This window comes from Staphylococcus pragensis (assembly GCF_004785665.1).
Classification (GTDB): Bacteria; Bacillota; Bacilli; order Staphylococcales; family Staphylococcaceae; genus Staphylococcus; species Staphylococcus pragensis.
In genome coordinates this window covers 20,902-40,624 of record NZ_SRPJ01000011.1, presented here as the reverse complement: position 1 = coordinate 40,624, position 19,723 = coordinate 20,902, and the positions used below count along the sequence as shown (strand labels likewise).

Below are 19,723 nucleotides of genomic sequence, written 5' to 3'. Positions count from 1 at the left end.
CTGTCTGATGTGCTCACGCTTCTTGAGTCACTCACACTTGTTGATGCTGACGCACTGTCTGATGTGCTTGCACTTGTTGATGTTGACGCACTGTCTGATGTGCTTACGCTTGTTGAGTCGCTCACACTTGTTGATGTTGATGCACTATCTGATGTACTTGTGCTTGTTGAGTCTGAAAGACTCTCACTTTCTGATCCACTTAATGACGTGCTTACACTTGTTGAGTCACTCACACTTGTTGATGTTGACGCACTGTCTGATGTGCTCACACTTGTTGATGTTGATGCACTATCTGATGTACTTGTGCTTGTTGATTCTGAAAGACTCTCACTTTCTGATCCACTTAATGACGTGCTTGCACTTGTTGAGTCGCTCACACTTGTTGATGTTGACGCACTGTCTGATGTACTCACGCTTGCTGAGTCTGAAAGACTCTCACTTTCTGATTCACTATCTGACGTGCTTGCACTTGTTGAGTCACTCACACTTGTTGATGTTGATTCACTTGCACTTTCTTTCTCGCTTGTTGACGTACTTTCGCTAGTCGATTTACTTGTGCTTTCACTTGTTGACTTACTTGCACTTTCTGAGTCTGAAAGACTCTTACTTCTTGAATCACTTTCACTTGTTGATTTACTTGTGCTTTCGCTATTTGCTATGCTTGTTGATTTGACTGTACTTGTTGAAAGACTGTTACTTGTTGATGTTGAAGTAGAGTCACTAGCTGAGTTTCGAGTGATTGACCATTTAATACTTTTGGTCGTTGTATGGTTACTGCCATCCGTTGCAGTAATCGTTACATTATAATTACCGATTTTTTGTGGTGTACCTGTTACTACATTTTTAGATGAATCATAAGATAAGCCATCTGGTAAACCATCCATCTTAACATTCGGTGTTGTTCCACTATTATCTGAAGCATTTACAGTTATTGGTGTAATAGGTGAGAAAACTTCATTACTTTGATCAGTCATATCAATAGTAGGAGCTTGGGTATCCTCGTAATAATAAATAACCGATTGACCTGAATTAGTTAATTTTACTTGATTATTAGCACTATTATAATTTGGTGCATTTGAACTATCGACTTTACTATATTTATAACCCATTCCATTTAATGTGCTTTGCTGAGGATCTAAAGTAACGGTTTCATCTACATCTCCGGCAAATGTTCTCATTGGAACGATGTCTTTACCTGTATTGACATCGACATATCTCACTTGAGTAGAAGCAGTTTGTGTATAAGTAAAAGTACCAAATTGAATTTGTTGTAGATTTTTAGATCCTCCTGTTGAAGCAGTGATGGAAAGCGCATAGTTACTAACATTACGATTTCTATTCAACCAATATGTTAAATTACGAGTGAATTGTTGACCAGCATATGTAACTGTCATCACTTTCGTATCGCCATTATAGTCAATATCAAAATCTTGGAATGAATTATCTTTGGGTTGTATATTTAATTTAGCTGCTCCTGTACTCTCAGTAGTGGCATACCCTGAAGCGTTAGTACTAACAAATGCACCAAATGCGCCTCCACCTTTTACATTAGTTGGGTCTGCTCCAGCTTGAGAACCAGCTTTAGGAGTTGAAGTATTATGGAATGTATCAAGCTTAAAGCCGAATGCGTTTTTCAAACCACCTATTCCTAGTGCCGCGCCTTCTTTACCAGTATCATCAATTTTACCTGGTGAAAAGGCAAAGCCAATACCATCCCCACCAGGTATTACTTGGCCATCTTTAGTAACTTCATTATATCCTTCATAACGATTACCTAGGTTAACTTTTCCTGTAAAATGAAAACTTTTATTTGAATTAATTTTAGTGTTTAAAGTAATTGAACCTTTTTTATTAAACTCATCAGGAGTTAAAGTTACTATTCCTGTTTTAGGATCATAAGTAGCAGAGTCTTTGACATTAAAATGATCAGTAAAGTTATCTTTATTAATCGTTACAATGTCATTATTTGTTACCTCAGCTACAGTCGCACTTGTATTGTTGGCAGCTAAGGCAAATCTACTGAAAGTTCTTAGCTTTTTTGGTGTTAAACTTGTAGACGTGCTTGTAGAATCACTTACTAATAAATTAGAACCTATGTCTCGGTTTGCTTGGCTTTCAGATGTACTTGTAGATTTAGTTGTTAATGAATCTTTATCATCAACTTTCTCAGATTTATTTGTGCTTGTAGAACTTGTTAATTCACTTTTCTTTTCAGAAGTTGATGTTAATGAATTATTCTTCTCATCAGATTCAGATGTTTCCGTTGATTTGTGTTCTGATGTTCCATGAGTATTTGATGATTTGTCTTTTTGGGTACTATTAGCTACTTCAGATGTATTTGTTTTTTTATCTTCTCCATTTTCTGAAGAGTTTGATGTCTTGTTATCGTTTTTACTTTCAGAATCTTTAGTTGATTGAGAGTTTTTATGTTCTGAACTTGATGTTGATTTTTCACTTTCTGATTGTTGATCTTGGCTCTCAGACGTCTTTTCTTTATTACTTTCTGAAGTGTTCTCAGTATTTGATTTTCCGTTCTCATTAGATGCACTTGTTTTATCACTATTAGAATTTTGGTGAGCTTCACTTGTTGATGAGTCACTTTCAGAAGTTGAAGCATGACTCGTGCTATCTTTATGTTCCGAAGTAGACATTTCTTTATCACTTGTAGAATTAACGCTTGTTTCTGTTGAATTTGTCGTTGAATCAGTTTTAACCTGACTTTCTGTAGAAGCCCTACTATTTTGGCTATGTTCTTGTGAAGAACTTGTCATATTTGAAGAAGAGTTGGTTGTCGATTTTGAAATAGCTGTTGAATTTTGGTTAGCTACTGTAGCACTATTTGATGAAATTTCTGATGTCATTGGAGTTTCTGACGCTGCGAAAGCATGGTGGTCATTAAGCATAGCAAAGGTAAATGCACCACCTGCTAGTCCCGTCGTTCTTAGCGCTTGTTTTTTTAAGCTACTATTATTCATAATTTGATTATCGTTTACATCATTAATTTCTTTATTTAAAAATAGAACACCTAACATTTTTAAAAGTTGAAATTCTCTTATTCCTGCCTTAACCCAATGTTTTCCTGCTTTATAAAGTTTAACTCTAGCTTTTTCTTGCCCAAAGGACCGTTTAAAGTCTTTTTCTTTCTTTGACATAACACTTTCATCTCCATATTTATATTACTTATTAAAATGTAATTAACCTAATTTTTCACAATTCAATATAATTTTCATTATTATATTACCATTTATATGTAAATAGCAATATAATTAAAATTTATTTTTCATGGCTCATAAATTTTTAATGCTACATTTTTACTATTAGTTATACATTAATATTAATTTCAAAAAATTATCACTTTATTTACATAGTGTTCAATTTATAAAATTTTGACTTATTTATAAAGGTTAGCAGCCTTTACATTTTCATAATTTTCTCTCAATAAAATTAATTAAAGTATTTTCAATAGTGCTATTTATACTTATTTATGAATATTCATGCTTAAATTGAGTTAATATAACAATTTCGTTATCTATCAAAATCAATATAAAATTTTACTTAATATATTGCTATTCATTATTCTCATTTCACATAATTTAGTATTCAAACATAATTTTTCTAATTCCTCAATTAAAATATTTTATAAAATAGCTTTTATTTGAACTTTTATCTTCCTATTTAAATAGTTATTTTTATATTTATTTGTTTTCTAAATTTTAAATAGAGAAAAACAATAGTTTGTTATGTTATTACTTACAATAAAATAAGCGAAGTTAAGAAAGAGGCATCGCACCTAAAGTATTAAAAAATGAAATAGTTTCGAACGTGGATGCTAGTAAGATGAAAATAACCACTTTAGTGAGTTTTGCACACTAAAGTGGTTTGTTTAGTAATTATGGTTTGAGTATATAGAGAGCACTTCATATTTTTATTAACTATATTTCTTTTACTAAGTTATACCATTGAACACTTGCATGTTGAGAATCAGATAAACCTTCGTTCTTGTAGCCATATTTTTCATAAAATGGAACGAGCATATCACGACAAGTAAGTGTTACACCAAATCTTGCATTCTTCTTGCAATATTTTCGAATTGATTAAGCAATTGTCCGCCTAGACCTTGTTTTTGATACTTTTCAGAAACAACTAATCCTAAAACGCTTAAATATCCACCGATATCAGGGTTGGGTTTGATTGTTTCAAATAAATCGTCAGTAATATATTTTTGAGGAATGACTGGCCCATTGATATAACCCGCAATTTCGCCTTCTTGTTCGGCAATAATAAAAGTATCGGAAATGATTTCAATGCGCTGTGCGATTGCTTCTGGTGTAGCCGCTTCTTCAAGCGTAAAACCTTTATTCTCTAATTCAATTAATGTTGGCAAATCCTCTATAGTCGCTTTACGAAACTTCATCTGATGGCTCCTTTAAATTTCGAATTTATTAATCAACATTACCATAAATTAATGTTTTTTGAGATATGACAAAAATGTCATCTAGTTGATAGATAATATTAAGGTTGTATTTAATTTAATATGTTAATTTATAAACATGCATAAGTATGATATTTATAATTTTTAAATTATCAACTTTATGTATGAAAAATGATAATTACTAAGGAGTGAGTTCTTTGATTAAAAGAGGATTTAAATATGCTTTTGGAACAACGCTTGTAACGTCTTCCCTTGTACTTTTGTCACACGGCCATGCCTTTGCAGCAACGAATGATACTGACAATCAATTCAATCATGATGCGAATGGTAACCCTATTACTGTTCAGTCTGACGAGACTGTAGATCCCGGTTTCAATCATGACGTTGACGCTAATAACAACGTAGATAATGGATTTAATCATGATGTAGGTAATAATACTTCTGAAAATTCAGAGGAAAATGCTACAGATTCTGAGTTTAACCATGATGCGAATGGTAACCCTATCACTTCTAAGAATGACAACAACGTAGACGCTCAGTTTAACCATGACGCGAACGGTAATCCTATTACTTCTAAGAATAACAACAACGTAGACACTCAGTTCAACCATGACGCGAATGGCAACCCTATCACTTCGGGTAATCATTTTCCTGAAAATAACTCACCTAAGACAACACCACAAGATCCTTCCAAATCTAGCGCAGAGGAAAATGATAACGGCTTCAATGGTTATCCTGAACAACAAGGGTTAGTTAAAGAATCAAGCCATCAACAAAAACAAGATCCTTCTAAATCAAAAGCTGAAGAAAATGATATCGGTTTTAACGGTTATGCCGAACAACAAGGATTAGTTAAAGAATCAACTCATCAAACATCTATGCCTCAACATCAACGACAAGAACCTTCAACAAATACAAAAGCACATCAAACTGCATCAAATGTTCATAACGAATCAAACTCAACAACTATGAATCACCCTAATCAATCAACAACTCTTAGTAAACCAACATCACATTCTCAACAAGTGAATGGCGCAACAGCACAATCAACTTTACCTAAGACTGGCGAATCTAGCACAAATCCCCCCCTATATGTTGGATTATTGGCGCTTATCTTAGGTGTAGGTTCTCTTAGCCTTAAACGCGTCATTACTAAAATGCAATAACTGTATTTTCTAATTATCTGTTACTATTACTGCAACACATTTCTTTTATGCAAAATGAAAAAGCTATTACCTCAGTTTTTCTAAGTTCTGAGTGTAATAGCTTTTTACTATTCAATATTAAACTAATAATAATTTAATGCCTCTAACGATGTTCACTATAAATAAATAAATTCCAACTACAACTAAAATAATTGTTATAACCCAACTGCCAAATACTAACCAGCTATCCACATTTGTTGTAGCGTTGCCCATTCCTCCAGCAAAGAGCATTAAAGCAAAAGGTGCTAATGCGAAACATACCCATGTCATAATATGATTAAATAATGCTTTTCGGGCATGTGTTGATACAGGAGATGAAGCTACTATCCACATAATAATAGGTAATATAATAGGTGCAAAAAATACACTTAAATAACTTAATGATGATGCTATATTTTCATTTTTACTGCCGTAATATGGATCTGTAACATAAGATTTTTTATTTAACTCTTTCATACTTACTCACCTCAATTATATAAAAACATATAATTTGAGGTATTGTAAGGCGAAAGTCTCAAAATTACAACTCTGTAAGTTTCCATGTAAACTTCAACTACCTCTCTACAATCTCTTTCAACATTTTCCAAAATAAAGGAATAACTCCACTACTCTAATTTATTTATTGTTATAATACATGTATTACACTATGAAACAATGTGAGGCATTTATATGACAGATCAATTAGTATGTAAATGGCTAGATTTTACAGCTACTTATAACAATGTGTCTAAACAACTGGAACAAGACTTAATGTCGCGCCATCATCTTGCGTTGAAAGAATTTTATGTCTTAATGTATTTAGATTGTGCTGAAGATAACCAACTACCATTGAAAGAATTGCAAAATAAAGTGGGGTTAAGTCAAAGTGCAATGTCACGTCTTGCGACTAGAATGGAATCAAAAGATTGTGGTGTGATACGACGTCAAGGTTATGGAGATGACAAACGCGGGGTTTATGCTAAGATGACAGACAAAGGTCACCGCTTCTACGATGAAGTGAAGGTAACGTTTGAGGAAACCTTACGCGCCACTTTTCAATAAAAATAGTAAATAAGAGCCTGGGACATTTAATAATGTCCCAGGCTTATTTCACATTTGGCAGTAGCTAACTGAATTGAAAATGCGCTTATATCAAGCTTTTTTCAATTCTAGTTATCCTTACCGGGGCAGGACGACAAAATTATTTTAATTTCTGTCCCGCTCCCTAAAATTTTACCTATGACTCATTATTTAATTTCTTCTAATGCTGTTCTAACGTCAGTATCACCGGCTTGGATATAAATCGCTTGTTTATCGACTTTCTCAATATCTAATGCATTAATCAATGTTGTCGCTACATCGTCACGTGAAATAGTATAACTATTTGGATCTCCGTCTATTGAGAATGAAGCATTGATTTTACCTGTGCCTTCATCATCTTGTAATGGACCTGGACGAACAATGGTATAGTTTAAATCTGATTGTTCAATATAGAAGTCTGACATATGTTTTGCGACTGCATAAGGACGCATATCATCAGATTCTTTATCTGGATCAGGACTGTCTGTGGCACTAAGTTGTACTAACTTTTTAACACCATGCTTACTTGCGGCATCTACTACTTTTTTAGAGCCCCATAGATCAACTAATAATGTTTTATCCGCGCCTGTACTACCGCCTGAACCTGCGACGAAGATCACTGCATCAATACCATCAAACGCTTGAGAGATGTCTCCTTCTAAGTCACCGATTACTACATTATCAGCACCTGCATTCTCTAATTCTGAAACTTGTTCTTCTTTACACACTAAAGCGACTGAACTGTGCTCAGTATCTTTCAATTGCGTGATGACTTTGCGACCTACCGCACCATTTGAACCTACAACTAATACTTTCATGATAAGTCTCCTTTCAATATATTTTTATGCATGCACATGCATTATAATCAATTACATAATATAACATTGCCTTTTTATTTATTTTTAAACATTGAACATTAAAAAAGAAAGAGCGGACAAAAATCTCATTCAAAAATAAGATTTCTGTTCCGCTCTTCTTTTCAAATTAATAAATAACAATATTACAAAATACGTTTACGGATAGCACCAGAAATTAAATCAACGATAGCTACCATAATCACTAATCCAATTAAGATGATACCTACACGATCCCATGAACGCGTTTGAAGCGCAAAGATTAACGGTGTACCGATACCGCCTGCACCAATCAAACCTAAGATTGAAGCTGAACGTAAATTTAATTCAAAGCGGTATAACACTAGTGATAAAAATGAAGGTAATATTTGTGGAATAACTGCAAACACTAATGTCTTCGTTTTATTTGCACCGCTTGCTTTTAAAGATTCAACAGAGGCAAAATCTAAACGTTCGATGTCTTCTACAAATAGCTTCCCTAACATCCCTACAGAGTGAATGCCAAGTGCTAAAACCCCAGAAAATGACCCAGGACCTACTGCTTTAATGAAAATAAGTGCCATAACAATTTCAGGGAATACGCGAATCACACTTAAGATGAATTTAGTAATGCCAGTGACTGGACGTGCTTTAACTAAGTTACGTGCGCCTAAAAATGCAAACGGGATACAGATAATTGCCGCAATAAAAGTACCAATGACAGCAATCGCAAATGTTTCAAGTAAGCCACGTAATAAGTCTTCTCCAGCTGGTATGTAAACATAACCCCAATCGGGATGGAATAAGCCTTTAAAGATTGACTTTAAAATTTCAATAGATTTAGATTTCAGCTCGAGTGCAGGCATGCCAGCAAAGCCCCACACAATGATTGCTAAAACGACAATAGCGATGATCCAATTTTTAATTAATTTTTGCTTATGTTTTTTTGATTTAACGGGATACTTTTGTTCTAACTTATGCTCATTTTGTGTCATGCGAGTTGTTCCCTCACTTTCGAACTTACGTAATCAATAATTACAACAATGACTAATGTAAATAGGATAATCATCGCAGTTTTAGGATATTGGAATAAGCCTAATGTGGAATCGTAGAATAAACCAATACCACCAGCGCCTACGAGTCCAAGTACCGCTGAAGCACGAATGTTAATTTCGAATGCGAATAATACATATGAGAAGAACGTAGATAGTATTTGCGGAACAACACCGAACATAATCCACTTTGTTTTATTTGCACCCACTGCCGTCATCGCTTCCATTGGGCCCGGATCAATCGTTTCAAGCGCTTCGTATAATAGTTTCGCGATAACACAAATGGTTAGAATGAATAAAGCTAACACCCCAGGAATTTGGCCAATACCGAAGACAGCTACAAAGATAGCAGCTAATAGTAAGTCAGGAATGGTACGCACGATATTTAAGATAAAACGCGCAGGAATCGTAATCCATTTTGTTTTAACAATATTGCTAGCACAGATTAAAGCGATTGGAATAGATATTATCGCTCCTAAAAATGTCCCTACAATAGCCATACGAATGGTATCTAACATAGGTTTCGTAATGGTACTTAAATATTCCCAATCAGGAGGTACCATCTGTCCAAAGAATGAAACAATTTGAGGTAACCCTACCATTAAGTCACCAAAGCTAAAGCCTGTATATAAAAAGCTCCAAATGACTAACGCGATTACAAGAAAAAATGTAAAACTTGTCTTAAGCGAAAACTTCTTATTTAAATATTGATCATATTTACTCGTTGTAGGTGTCGCCATATTACTCCACCCCTAGCTTCTCATCATCTTTAAGTTTACGACCATAAATTTCATTAAATACATCTTCTGTAGCTTCACTCGCAGGACCATCATATACTAGTTCACCAGCGCGTAAACCAATGATGCGTGTACCATATTCAAGTGCTAAATCTACAAAGTGCAAGTTAATAAGAATCGTAATACCTAATTCTTCATTAATCTTCTTTAAATCATCCATTACTTGTTTAGTTGTTAAAGGGTCTAACGACGCTACTGGCTCATCGGCTAAAATGATGGCTGGCTCTTGTGCGAGTGCACGTGCGATAGAGATACGTTGTTGTTGTCCACCAGATAATTGGTCTGAACGTTGATCATATTTATCTAAAATATTGACACGTTCTAACGCGTTCATTGCTTTTACTTTATCTTCTTTCGGGAATAATCCTAAGACCATTTTCCAAGTAGGATGATACCCCACTCGACCACTCAATACATTACGTAACACTGAAGAACGTTTCACAAGATTAAAGTGTTGGAAAATCATTCCAATATTACGACGCATCATTAATAGTTCTTTACCTTTCGCTTTAGTAATCGATTTACCTTCAATGATAATTTCTCCAGAAGTAATATCATGAAGTCGATTCACCGATCTTAATAATGTAGATTTACCTGCCCCTGATAACCCAACAATAACGGCAAAATCGCCCTTTTCGATATTTAAGTTGATATCCTTCAAACCGACGTGCCCATTAGGATACACTTTGTTAACATCTTTAAATTCAATTTGACTCATTTACTTAACACCCTTCATTTTACAAAGAAAAGCTATGCCCAATTGTCGTGGACTTAGCTTTTCTTTGTCACTTATTTAATTACAGTGTTGCTAAAAACTGAGATAGCCTACATCCTTCTCCATTCAAGAAGTGACTGAATCAATCTCTATTTCACAATTTATTTCATATCTTGAACTTGTTTTTCATATTTTCTTACGATATCGAAGTCCTCATCTTTAGCATCTGTGTAACCTTCATGAGAGTACACTTCACTGATAATTTTGTGACCTTCTTTAGATTTAGCAATGTCTTTGAATGCTTTTTTAAGTTTTTCTTGGAAATCTTTGTTCATGTCTGGACGAACAGAGATTGTATCGTTAGGAATTGGTTCTGTTAATTTTAAAATTTTAGTGTCTTTAAATACATTTGGTTGGTCTTTCTTAACAATGTTACGAGCATCTTGGAATACTGTAGCTGCATCTACATCGCCATTTAATAATGAAATAACTGCTTGGTCATGACCTTTCATATTTACAATTTTCATATCTTTTGTAGCGTCAATACCAGCTTCTTCTTTAAGCGTTGAGATAGGGAATGTGTAACCTGCTGTTGAAGTAACGTCTTGTAATGCGATTTTTTTACCTTTTAAGTCTTTTAAGCTATTAATACCAGAATCTTTTTTAACTAAGATTTCTGATTTATAGTCTTTCACAAGTTTTTTTGAACTTGAACCGTCATCATTAACACCAAAACGTTGTGCTTGTAATAATAAGTCAGCCGCTTTTTGATCATGTGCTAAAGTGTATGCAGTTGGTGGTAAGAAACCTACATCTACTTTTTTAGATTTCATTGCTTCAACGATTGTATTGTAGTTAGTTGAAACAGATACTTTTACTGGAATGCCTAATTTTTTAGATAATAATTTTTCAAGTGGCTTTGCTTTTGCTTCAAGTGTGTCTGCATTTTGTGATGGAACGAATTGTACTGTTAACTCTTTAGGTGTGTAACCATCTTTAGAATCTGACCCGCTGTCAGAGCTTTTGTTCTTGCTATCTAATGAGCTATTATTTCCACATGCCGCCGCAAAAATAAGAACTGTTAAAGCAAGAACTAAAAGATACTTCATTTGCTTCATAATTGTAATGCCCCCGTTCGCTATGTATAAAATAGTGTAAATTGTCATTCTATATGACATTTATAAGATTATCACAACATTAAGTTAAATAATATTTATTATTTGTGAAAATTTTATAGAATCCGTTTATAATATGAATGAAATGTAAACTTTTCTTAAATATTCGCTTAACATTATCTTGAATATCAAATTTTTTATTATACTTTTTCTATGTGGGCTACTTAGCCTGTTTCTTACTTTTCAAAAATGAAAAATGTCTTAATAAATCATACACATAGTTCAATAATAGGAGAAAAACATATGAAACTGATTAAAGTGTTAAGTTCAACCTTATTAGCCTCGACGCTTTCATTAACAGGCTTACAGGTAAGTCACGCTGCACAAAGTCATACTGCTAACAATTCGCAAACCGTATTATTTGATGCATCACATGCACAAACGGCTGGGGCTGCGGATTGGGTGATGGATGGCGGGTTCTCTGATTACGCTGATTCAATGAGACAACAAGGCTACACTGTCAAAGAAATTGACGGCGAAGATAGTATCAATGACCAAACTTTGAGTAACAGTAAGATATTAGTAATTCCTGAAGCCAACATCCCTTTTAAGGAAAATGAACAACAAGCCATGGTTAATTATGTAAAAAATGGTGGCAACATTATCTTTATCGCTGACCATTATAACGCGGACAGAAATTTAAATCGCATTGACTCTTCAGAGGCCATGAACGGTTATCGCCGTGGCGCTTATGCAGATATGACGAAAGATATGACTGCTGACGAGAAGAATTCACAAGCTATGCAAGGTGTAAAAAGCTCGGATTGGTTATCTGACAACTTTGGTATCCGCTTCAGATACAACGCACTTGGTGATTTGAATACACAAAATATTGTTCCTAGTTCAGAAAGTTTCGGTATCACTCAAGGCATTCACTCTGTATCCATGCATTCTGGTTCAACATTAGCAATTACAGATCCTACGAAAGCGAAAGGTATTATTTATACACCTGAACATTTATCATCTAAACAGAAATGGTCTCACGCTGTAGACCAAGGTATTTATAATGGTGGGGGCGTAGCTGAAGGGCCTTATGTGGCGATTGCGAAAGTCGGCAAAGGTAAAGCAGCCTTTATTGGCGATTCATCGCTTGTAGAAGATAGCACGCCGAAGTACAAACGTGAAGATAACGGTCAGACTAAGAAGACTTACGATGGCTTTAAAGAAGAAGACAACGGCCAACTTTTAACGAATATTACAGATTGGTTTGGAAAAGTAGACAATGCAACGAGCATGAAAGAAAGTGGCATTAAATTAGATCAACCAACACCTACATTAGCATTCGAAACACCACAAAATTCAACGGAAACTCAAAAAGAACCGTGGTCCCAACCAGAACAAGGTTACAAATGGTATGATCGCTCAACATTCGCACCTGGTAGTTACGGCGCAACAAAATCAACGAACGACCAAAATAACGATTCAAATGCTACTCACAACAATAATGATGGTAATTCAAAAGGAAGCGACACAAAGACACCTTCATCTGCTCATACAACAAATGGGAACGTGCAATTTCACTTACCAGATAATATTCAACCCAATAAACCATTCCAAATTACCGTTAACTTAAGTAAGATGGAACAAAGTAAAACGCTCAATCACTTAAAATTATCGATTTATCAAGATGGTGGCATGCAATTAGCTAGTTTCACTCAAGATGGTAAAAACTATGACGACCCTGGTTATAGCCAACCTCAAAGTGTAACCACAGACAATGAAGGCAACGCCACACTCACATTCACCGCCAAAGTAAATACAAACATTTCAGGCGCAAACATTCGCCTAAAACAAGGTAATAAAATACTTGCCACAGGCTCAATTCAATAATCTTAAAACAATCCTAAAGAGATATAAGAAGATAGCGCATACTTCCCAAACGTGCCCTTCTTTATCGCTTTTTTACGAAAGGACGATACTATGACACGACTCTCTTTTTACATCGTAAGCGACGTACACGGCTACATCTTTCCCACAGACTTCTCATCACGCAACCAGCAGTTACCGATGAGCCTATTAAAAGCCAATCAATTAATCGAAAGTGAACGCTCACATGACGACATTAGCTTTAAAATAGATAACGGCGACTTCCTACAAGGCGCCCCATTATGCAATTACTTAGTTTCTGAACGCCAAACAAGTGCCCCATTAACTAATATTTACAACCGACTCAACTTCGATTTTGGCACAATTGGCAACCACGAATTTAATTACGGAATTCCCTACCTCACAGACACACTTAATCAGCTACACCACCCAGTCCTATGCGCCAACATCTTAGATACACAGAACCAACCTTTCACAGGTAACGGCATTCATTTTTTTGAAAAGGCAGGCCTCACAGTCGGCGTCATTGGCTTAACAACACAATACATACCTAACTGGGAACAACCCAACCATATCAAAGACCTACAATTCCATAGCGCCGTAGACACACTGTCACAATTATTACCTGACGTACGCAACAAAGCAGACATCGTTGTCGTGTCGTATCATGGTGGGTTCGAAAGAGACATCGACACTAATGAACCGACAGAAACTTTATCAGGCGAGAACGAAGCCTCAGAAATTCTAAATCAATTTCATGAGTCAATCGATGTGTTAATTACCGGTCATCAACATCGCGATATCGCAACAGTAAAATACGATACAGCAGTGATTCAACCTGGCACTCGCGCCACACAAGTTGGTAAAGTTACCTTAACATTAAATGAACAACATCAAATTATTGATAAACAAGTAGCCTTACTACCTGTTACTTCAGAAACAGATTTTGAATTATTACCAGAAGATGCTTCACTTTTAAACGATTTAGAAGACTGGCTAGATACAAATATCACGACGCTACCTGAACCTATGTTAGTTGAAGACAAATTTGAAGCGCGCGTAAAACCTCATCCGCTTCTTAATTTAATCAATCTCATTCTATTAGAGAAAAGTGACGCCGATATAGCTAGCACAGCTTTATTTGATTCAGCAGCTGGCTTTAATACACAAGTCACTATGCGAGATATCATTAATAACTATCCATTCCCTAATACCTTCCAAGTGTTAGAACTCACAGGTGCCGGTATTAAAGAAGCACTGGAACGATCAGCAAGCTACTTTGCGCTAGATGCCAATAATGAAATCACTATTAACGAGTCGTTCTTATATCCAAAGCCACAACACTTTAACTACGACATTTACGGTGGGATAAGCTACACGATTCACGTAGGACGACCTATTGGCCAACGCGTCACAGATATTAAAGTAGGAGACACACCTTTAAACGAAACACAAAAGTACACAATTTGCGTGAACAATTATCGTGCCGTTGGTGGCGGAAATTATGACATGTTCGCTCAAGCGCCTGTAGTGAAAGACATTCAAGAAGAAGGCGCCCAAGTGTTAATCGATTATATGACAACGCATCAACTTGATAGTCTGCCACAGGTAGTGAATTTTAAAGTAACTATCTAAACAACTTAAATAAAATAAATTTAAATATTTTAAAATATAATTATCGATAACTATTTAGGGGTTGAAGATAATGAGTGAGTTTTTAGCTACGATTGTTGGTGGGATATTTGCATTAGTTGGAACATTTTTGGGGATTAGATATCAAATGGCTAAACAAAAAGAGGAAAAGCGAGAAGATTATAAAAATGATATTTTGAGCATGGTTGATTTAACCGCTTATAAAGCCTCAAAAATTAGTAAAGTTAATTTAGCTGAAAATACAGCTAAATATAATAAACATCAAACATTAGAACATTGCGAAGACATTGAACATTACTTCGAAAAATTAGACGATCAGATTCAAGAACTATTAGGTACGATGAGCCATCATGAAGAAGATTCGAATCAACCTATTCGTGATTTGTTAAATTGTTATGAATCACTTGAAAACTACATTTCAAAATTTTCAATAGCTACTAGAATTTATAGCGATAATTATGAAAAAAGCGATTTCGATCGTACAATTATTGTTAAAACGAAAGATAGATTAGATCGTAATGTGGCTAACTTTATTAATGATTTACGAGATTTTGCAGAAAATAATTTTGATCATAAGATGTATGAACCAAAACTTACATTTTAGGCATAAATAATTAAAAATACCTCTAACATCAGTACTTTCAACTACTCATGTTAGAGGTATTACTTTATTCTTCAAATTGGATATTTTTCTTTTCATAAAAATGATTTAACGTATTCAGTAAAATACCAAAAATAATAATGCCACCAGATACGAAAGTAATGATTAGATAAGGGAAACCAATTGATAATAGAATTGAACCAATCAATGCGCCTAAAAAGTTAGCAACATTAAAGATTGAAGCAGCTAACGTACTAGCAAGTAACGGCGCTTCTTTCGCACTTAAAATAATCTTACTGTTAAGTAACGGCGTTGTACCAAACGTACCGAAACCGAATAAGAAACAAATAATAATTGCTAAAATTGCGCTATGCACAGCTGTCACGAATGAAATAATCGTTAAGAACAATAATAAAAATGTGTAGAATAAAAATTTCGTTAATTTTGGTTCAGGCACTCTACCAGTGATAAGATTTCCCGCTACACCGCCTAAACCGAACATAAATAGACATAGCGTCAGACCTACGATGCCATATGGTGAAAATTTGTGAATCATCGGTTCCATAAATGTATACGTTGTAAACACACCAGAATAACCAAATATAATAATAGACATAATAATTAAAATATGTGGATTTTTAAATACTTTTAATTCACCTTTAATATTCGTTTCCGTACTTAAAGTAACATTTGGAACAAATTTCAACATACCTAACATTGTAATGATAGCTAAACCAATCATTACACCAAAAACCACGCGCCAATTTGCGAAACCACCTAAGAATGATCCGAATGGTACACCTATCATAACTGCAATCGTTAAGCCTGCTTGTACTAATGCAATCGCTTGTGGCTGTTTACCACGTGGCGCCACGGCAGCCGCCACACTCATACATACGCCAAAGAACGGCGCATGCATTGAAGCAGAAAGCAATCGGGATAACAGCAATATAGGAAAGTTGGGCGCTAACATTCCAATAATATTACTTCCTATAAATATCGCTACTAATATAGGTAATAAACGTTGTGCATGAACTTTCATAGTAAATATGCGCATAAATGGTCCGATGACTGCTACGCTCACCGCATAGACGCTAATCAATAGACCTGCGCTCGAAATCGAAACTTTCATATCTCCTGCAATTTGTGTCAATAAACCTGTCACAACATATTCAGCCATGCCCACTGTAAAGGTACCTAGCATGAATATGAAAAACATCATTCTGTTATCCTTCATTATTGCCTCCTCCTTTTTATTCATTTTTTAATAATACGATAGCTATATTACAAAAAATTATATGTCATGTGAAGAGATTTGTTCATATTTTTTAATTCCTCAAAACTCTTATCTCATAAGTTTTCATAAATTTTCATTGTATTAAAATTAAGATAATTTTAAGATGTTTTACCTAAGATTATAATGACTTAATACACTTTTCACTCCTGTATATTTATTCAACTTTATTGATATATACATTTAAAAAATTTTAATAACGTATTCTAAATTACTTCTCATTTTTAGGAGAAAATCTATTATGCTAGAATTAATTTAAAGAAGTGTCAGTATGTCTAATTCAAAAAAGAATAAAAAAACGTTCTGGGAGCTTATTGTGACTTCCATCCCAGAACTGTTAAGCGGAGTTATTCGTTTTTTTTAAATTTATTTACTTAATTATTAGAATGACGTGGCGAATAATTAATAAAAAATAGCGCAATAATAACGCACAAGCCACCTACCATAATATGAAGTGTAAAAGGTTCGCCTAAACCTATAATTGAAAAAATGGTAGAAAATAAGGGTACTAAAAATAGAAAACTACTCGCAATCGTAGCACCACGCATTTTCAAACTGCTAAACCATAATCCAAATGAACCGATTGACGCTGGGAAGACAAGCCACCAAAACCATAGCCATCCCCACCCATTTAAGTATGTGATTGAATAATACTCTCTTAGGATGACACTTATAAACAACATGATTAGCCCACCTAATAATAATTGCCAACCTGTTAATACCCAAGCCCCTTTATCAAAGACAAACTGTTTTGTCACAATTGTATTACACGCCCAACCTAACGAACCACATAAAGCTACAAGCGCACCCCAACCTAATAACGTGCGATCTAACCCTAAACAAATAGCCACACCCGTAATGCCTAATACCAATGCAAAACATTTCACCTTCGTTAAACGTTCGTTTAATAAGAAATGCGCAAGCACGGCTAACCATAAAGGATTCGTGAAGAGTAAGACTGCTGACATTGAAGACGATACGCCAAATGCCATTGCAATATTTAATAACCCCATCGTTCCAGCCGTTTGTAACAAGCCAATAACCGATACAAATACAAATCCTTTAAAAACGCTACCATTACTTTCAGGTAGTAATTCTTGAATGCCCCTTTTCAATAAAATAAAAAATAAAATAAGAATCCCTGCTATAATGAAACGCCATCCTCCAAGTAACATTGGAGGAACGTGCTCAATCGAAATCAAATACTTTCCTGTTGGAAAAGAAGATCCCATACATATTGTTGTTAAAATAATACAAACATAAAAAGATAAATAAGAACGTTGTTGTAATTTCATAGATGTCATCTCCAAATCATTCATTAAAGATAATTAAGATATTCTTTGTCTTTAATTAACATTATAAATGCACTCCTTTATTTTTCAATGATAATATATAAAATTTTTATATTATATTTTATAATTGAATAAATCAGAAGAAACAGGTGAACGTTTATGAAACTATCTAAAGGATGGGAACAGGCCATTTATGTTTTATTAATTCTCAATCATCTCCCTCAACACCATGTATTGACTTCCACAACGTTAAGCGAACGTTTAAACGTTTCAGACTCTTACTTGAAGAAAATTATTAAGTCTCTAGCGAAAGAAGGACTTGTTCATTCAGCACCTGGCAAAAATGGAGGGTTTTCTCTCAATAAGCCTCTAAGTGAAATCACATTTTATGATGTCTTTTTAGCAATTGAAGGCCGAGATAAGATTTTCTCGAGCCAACATTTATTGAAATCTTTTTTAGGTGAAAATGAAGGCCAAAAAGCTGAACTATGTGTTGTGAGTCATGCACTTAACAATATTGAAGAGACCTTAATATCTACATTATCTTCAATTACTTTGAAAGATGTTAACCAATCAATCGGTGAAAAGTATAACCTTGAAGAACTATTCCTATGGATTTCTGCTAATAGTAAAACACAATAAGTTAAGCCTTCCGGACGTCTAATATCAGACAACCCGAAGGCTACTTTTATAACTTTAATGACAAAAATAAGCGTCTTTTTGACTATTATATTTGTCAAAATAACTAAGATGATGTATCGTATCAATTAAGGAGTTGATTAAATTGCGAAATCGCCTAAAAGAATTACGTGCTCGCGATGGCTACAATCAAACACAACTCGCACAAAAAGCCGCCATTTCGCGTCAAACGGTTTCTTTGATTGAACGTAATGATTTTATGCCATCCATCTTAACCGCAGTTAAAATTGCACGCATATTTAATGAACAAGTTGAAAACGTCTTTATATTCGAGGAGGAAGATTTATGAAAGTAGGTAGATATTTACTCTATTTATTGATAGGAGGTATCATTGGTGGAATGATAGGTAGCTCAATAGGAATGTTAAGTGATGGGAACATCTTCGGTAGCTTACATTTCGCTTCATACAGTTTTACGATTATCGTTACCATTATCGCTTCATTAATTAATATTGGACTTATCTTTGCGATTTGGAAGACTTCTCAGACATCTTTAAAATACAAACATAAAACTGAAAATGCCAGTGATGCCAACCTCGATCAATATGATCAAAAAGCTAATTTAACTTTCATGAGAACTGGCACATTATATTACATTACAGTATTAGTCGCTTTATTAAACACATTTATTATTGCCTTAGGTAATGGCCCCTCATCCATTTTATTTTTAGTGATTGTGCCATTTATACTAACAATTATCCCATCTATCATGCTTGGTTTCTTTTATAGAAAATGCGACGCACGTATGCCTAAACAAGGCGAAGCCAACTATACAGAGCGTTTTTTACAAAATATGGATGAAGGTGAGCGTCATATAACACTTGAATCAATGTTTAAAGTGTATCACGTCAATATTTCCTTAATAGTGATAGGTGCTATGTTCTTAGGTATCTTTTCAATTATTACAGGTATCAACCAAGCGGTTGGCATTGGCATTCTAATCATCTTATTCGCCTACAACACATTTGGTTATATTTTAAAAGTACGTAAATTTTATAAATCCTAATTATTTATTGTTAAATTTATACTATGATGAAAGTAACAAATTAAAAATCCAATAAATTCTATGCTATCTACAGAAAGAGAGGAT

At 34.5% G+C, this 19,723-nt stretch carries 17 protein-coding genes and 1 pseudogene; 8 read left to right on the top strand and 10 right to left on the bottom strand.

The features are described 5' to 3' along the window. On the bottom strand, window positions 1-3,152 hold a 3,152-nt coding region (locus tag E2558_RS11820), incomplete at its 3' end, for a lectin-like domain-containing protein (RefSeq protein ID WP_168210256.1). A gap of 780 nt (window positions 3,153-3,932) precedes the next feature. Then, a pseudogene (locus tag E2558_RS11815) lies at window positions 3,933-4,414 on the bottom strand (GNAT family N-acetyltransferase). Between the two features lie 215 nt (window positions 4,415-4,629). Between E2558_RS11815 and E2558_RS11810 the strand changes: the two are divergent. Then, complete coding sequence (locus E2558_RS11810) at window positions 4,630-5,598, top strand: LPXTG cell wall anchor domain-containing protein (RefSeq protein ID WP_135789035.1); 969 nt, start codon at window positions 4,630-4,632, stop codon at window positions 5,596-5,598. A 117-nt stretch (window positions 5,599-5,715) separates the two neighbouring features. On the opposite strand, the gene E2558_RS11805 is transcribed toward E2558_RS11810, so the two are convergent. Then, window positions 5,716-6,093 carry a magnetosome magnetite crystal formation protein family gene (locus E2558_RS11805; RefSeq protein ID WP_126564542.1) on the bottom strand — a complete coding sequence of 126 codons (378 nt, stop codon included), beginning with the start codon at window positions 6,091-6,093 and terminating at the stop codon, window positions 5,716-5,718. Window positions 6,094-6,306: 213 nt separating this feature from the next. On the opposite strand from E2558_RS11805, the gene E2558_RS11800 reads away from it, so the two are divergent. Continuing rightward, the gene (locus E2558_RS11800; protein ID WP_126564543.1) at window positions 6,307-6,678 is read left to right on the top strand and encodes a MarR family winged helix-turn-helix transcriptional regulator; all 372 of its coding nucleotides are present in this window, start codon (window positions 6,307-6,309) and stop codon (window positions 6,676-6,678) included. 185 nt (window positions 6,679-6,863) lie between these two features. On the opposite strand, the gene E2558_RS11795 is transcribed toward E2558_RS11800, so the two are convergent. From E2558_RS11795 to E2558_RS11775, 5 genes are all read right to left on the bottom strand, one after another. Continuing rightward, entirely contained in the window at window positions 6,864-7,514 is a 651-nt protein-coding gene (locus E2558_RS11795; RefSeq protein WP_126564544.1) for an SDR family oxidoreductase, read from the bottom strand. Between the two features lie 182 nt (window positions 7,515-7,696). Next, the gene (gene phnE / locus E2558_RS11790) at window positions 7,697-8,524 is read right to left on the bottom strand and encodes a phosphonate ABC transporter, permease protein PhnE (protein ID WP_126564545.1); all 828 of its coding nucleotides are present in this window, start codon (window positions 8,522-8,524) and stop codon (window positions 7,697-7,699) included. Next, on the bottom strand, window positions 8,521-9,321 hold the full coding sequence (gene phnE / locus E2558_RS11785) for a phosphonate ABC transporter, permease protein PhnE (protein ID WP_126564546.1): 801 nt from the start codon (window positions 9,319-9,321) through the stop codon (window positions 8,521-8,523). Before phnE (E2558_RS11785) ends, phnE (E2558_RS11790) begins: the two co-directional genes overlap by 4 nt. Before the next feature lies 1 nt (window position 9,322). Continuing rightward, the gene (phnC, locus tag E2558_RS11780; RefSeq protein WP_126564547.1) at window positions 9,323-10,096 is read right to left on the bottom strand and encodes a phosphonate ABC transporter ATP-binding protein; all 774 of its coding nucleotides are present in this window, start codon (window positions 10,094-10,096) and stop codon (window positions 9,323-9,325) included. 158 nt (window positions 10,097-10,254) lie between these two features. Further along, window positions 10,255-11,211: a phosphate/phosphite/phosphonate ABC transporter substrate-binding protein gene (locus E2558_RS11775; RefSeq protein ID WP_126564548.1), complete on the bottom strand. Its 957-nt coding sequence runs from the start codon at window positions 11,209-11,211 to the stop codon at window positions 10,255-10,257. Window positions 11,212-11,511: 300 nt separating this feature from the next. Between E2558_RS11775 and E2558_RS11770 the strand changes: the two genes are divergently transcribed. From E2558_RS11770 to E2558_RS11760, 3 genes are all read left to right on the top strand, one after another. Further along, window positions 11,512-13,098: a motility-associated ABC transporter substrate-binding family protein gene (locus E2558_RS11770; protein ID WP_126564549.1), complete on the top strand. Its 1,587-nt coding sequence runs from the start codon at window positions 11,512-11,514 to the stop codon at window positions 13,096-13,098. Between the two features lie 90 nt (window positions 13,099-13,188). Then, window positions 13,189-14,730 (top strand): bifunctional metallophosphatase/5'-nucleotidase, encoded by a 1,542-nt coding sequence (locus E2558_RS11765; RefSeq protein ID WP_126564550.1) that lies wholly within the window; start codon window positions 13,189-13,191, stop codon window positions 14,728-14,730. A 70-nt stretch (window positions 14,731-14,800) separates the two neighbouring features. After that, window positions 14,801-15,352 carry a hypothetical protein gene (locus tag E2558_RS11760; protein WP_126564551.1) on the top strand — a complete coding sequence of 184 codons (552 nt, stop codon included), beginning with the start codon at window positions 14,801-14,803 and terminating at the stop codon, window positions 15,350-15,352. Window positions 15,353-15,416: 64 nt separating this feature from the next. On the opposite strand, the gene E2558_RS11755 is transcribed toward E2558_RS11760, so the two are convergent. Beyond that, window positions 15,417-16,586: an MFS transporter gene (locus E2558_RS11755; protein WP_126564552.1), complete on the bottom strand. Its 1,170-nt coding sequence runs from the start codon at window positions 16,584-16,586 to the stop codon at window positions 15,417-15,419. A gap of 431 nt (window positions 16,587-17,017) precedes the next feature. Then, entirely contained in the window at window positions 17,018-17,938 is a 921-nt protein-coding gene (locus E2558_RS11750; protein WP_126564553.1) for a DMT family transporter, read from the bottom strand. A 156-nt stretch (window positions 17,939-18,094) separates the two neighbouring features. On the opposite strand from E2558_RS11750, the gene E2558_RS11745 reads away from it, so the two are divergent. The 3 genes from E2558_RS11745 (at window position 18,095) to E2558_RS11735 (ending at window position 19,639) form a co-directional block, all read left to right on the top strand. Further along, a complete protein-coding gene (locus tag E2558_RS11745) occupies window positions 18,095-18,577 on the top strand; it encodes an RrF2 family transcriptional regulator (protein ID WP_126564554.1) in 483 nt (160 codons plus the stop codon). A gap of 142 nt (window positions 18,578-18,719) precedes the next feature. Continuing rightward, window positions 18,720-18,923 carry a helix-turn-helix transcriptional regulator gene (locus tag E2558_RS11740; RefSeq protein WP_126564555.1) on the top strand — a complete coding sequence of 68 codons (204 nt, stop codon included), beginning with the start codon at window positions 18,720-18,722 and terminating at the stop codon, window positions 18,921-18,923. After that, the gene (locus E2558_RS11735) at window positions 18,920-19,639 is read left to right on the top strand and encodes a DUF3169 family protein (protein ID WP_126564556.1); all 720 of its coding nucleotides are present in this window, start codon (window positions 18,920-18,922) and stop codon (window positions 19,637-19,639) included. Before E2558_RS11740 ends, E2558_RS11735 begins: the two co-directional genes overlap by 4 nt. Window positions 19,640-19,723 lie beyond the last annotated feature (84 nt).